Source organism: Photorhabdus kayaii, assembly GCF_025384895.1.
GTDB lineage: Bacteria > Pseudomonadota > Gammaproteobacteria > Enterobacterales > Enterobacteriaceae > Photorhabdus > Photorhabdus kayaii.
Genome location: NZ_JAJAFZ010000167.1, coordinates 1 through 1,695 on the forward strand (window position 1 = coordinate 1; position 1,695 = coordinate 1,695).

Here is a 1,695-nt window from a genome sequence, read left to right on the forward strand (position 1 = left end):
CCTTCGTGCATAAGTGACTTATTAAGTATAGTTTAAAATCACGAGCAGGATCGATATATTCAGAAGTTTTGCTATTAACAAAAAAAACGCATATTATTTACATACCGTTAATCAAATATAGAAGATTAATAACTGTCCTGGCTCAGGAAATCCTTAACTAAATTACAGATAAATGAGTAAGGTGTTTTTTTATGCGTTAGTTTAATAGCTCAGTGTAGCAATCTGAATGGTGCTGCTTGACGTTGTATCATGGATAGTCGTTGATTAATTACGGATTTTCTTATTGTAAAACCACTCCTATTAATAAGAAAACATTATCAATTTTTGGTGTTTTATTGCATATACCCTATGAATTTCAAGATGAATCGCGACGGCAAGGGAGTGAATCCCTGGGAGCATAGATAACGATGTGACCGGGGTGAGCGAGCGCGGCCAACAAAGAGGCAACTTGAAAGATGACGGGTATATACCCTATGGATTTCAAGATGCATCGCGACGGCAAAGGAGCGAATCCCCGGGAGCATAGATAACTATGTGGCCGGGGTGAGTGAGTGCAGCCAACAAAGAGGCAACTTGAAAGATAACGGGTATAGATTGAAGGAAACGAGTAAGTATGCTGTTGAGTAAAAAAATCCAAGAAAATTTCACTTTGATATGCTTATTTGGTTTTATTTCATTGGCCCATTTAAGCCTTGGATATCAGCTAAAGTTTATATATGTATTTAGTGCTTTTTCAATTCTGATATTATTGTTTAATTTTAACAAATATATATATTATATTTTTGTATTCATGATTGGATTGGTAGGCGTGATCTATTCTCCTGTAGGATTAAATTATGGTTATCCCGATATCAATTCAGTGGGATCTTTAATTTATACGAATAAAAATGAAGCGTTTGAATTTATCAGTGGGCTGCCTATTTTTACCTATTTAGTGGTGTCAGCTATTATTATATTAATGATTTTATCTTTTAAGGTAAAAGTGACGCTAAAGAGAAAGAGTACAATATTTTTATCACTGTTTTTTGTATTATCAGCTTTCTGGTCACCGGTAAAAGGATATATAAATTCCGGTTTCAATCCTGATTTTAATCTATTGGCATCAGGATTACCCGAAGTTAGATTTTTTAGTGATGTCGTTGAGAGCTATGAAGAAGTTAATTCAGAAAGAATTAGGTTTGCTGAAATAATAAAACAGAAAGACTCTTGGCATCCGGTGGTAAAAGAGGATAAATATGAAACCTATATCATGGTCATTGGTGAAAGTGTTCGAAAAGACTTTATGAATGCGTATGGTTTTCCTTATAACAATACGCCGTGGCTGGACAAAGCGAATGGCAAGATATTTACAAATTACATCTCATCAGCGGCATCGACTCAATTATCTTTGACTAACTCACTGGCTCTGAAAGGTGAGAATGCGATCAATTTGAATGATAGTGTCATAACCTTGGCGAAAAAAGCCGGGTTTTATACTTATTGGATATCTAATCAGGGGATGAAGAGTGCTTTTGATTCTCCAGTCGCGTTGATTGGACAACAGGCAGATAGCGTCCATTTCCTGAAAAGTGGCAGTTCTGATGACCGGCGTTATTTGCCTGATGATAAATTGATGCCTTATATTAAAGAAGCATTGATACCAGAAAAGAAGAAGAAACTGATTGTTATTCACCTGATGGGATCTCACCCCCAGGC

At 36.0% G+C, this 1,695-nt stretch carries 1 protein-coding gene; it reads left to right on the forward strand.

The window, feature by feature from the left end:
- Positions 1-613 precede the first annotated feature (613 nt).
- A partial coding sequence (locus tag LGZ98_RS23635; RefSeq protein WP_262978719.1) for a sulfatase-like hydrolase/transferase occupies positions 614-1,695 on the forward strand: 1,082 nt, incomplete at its 3' end.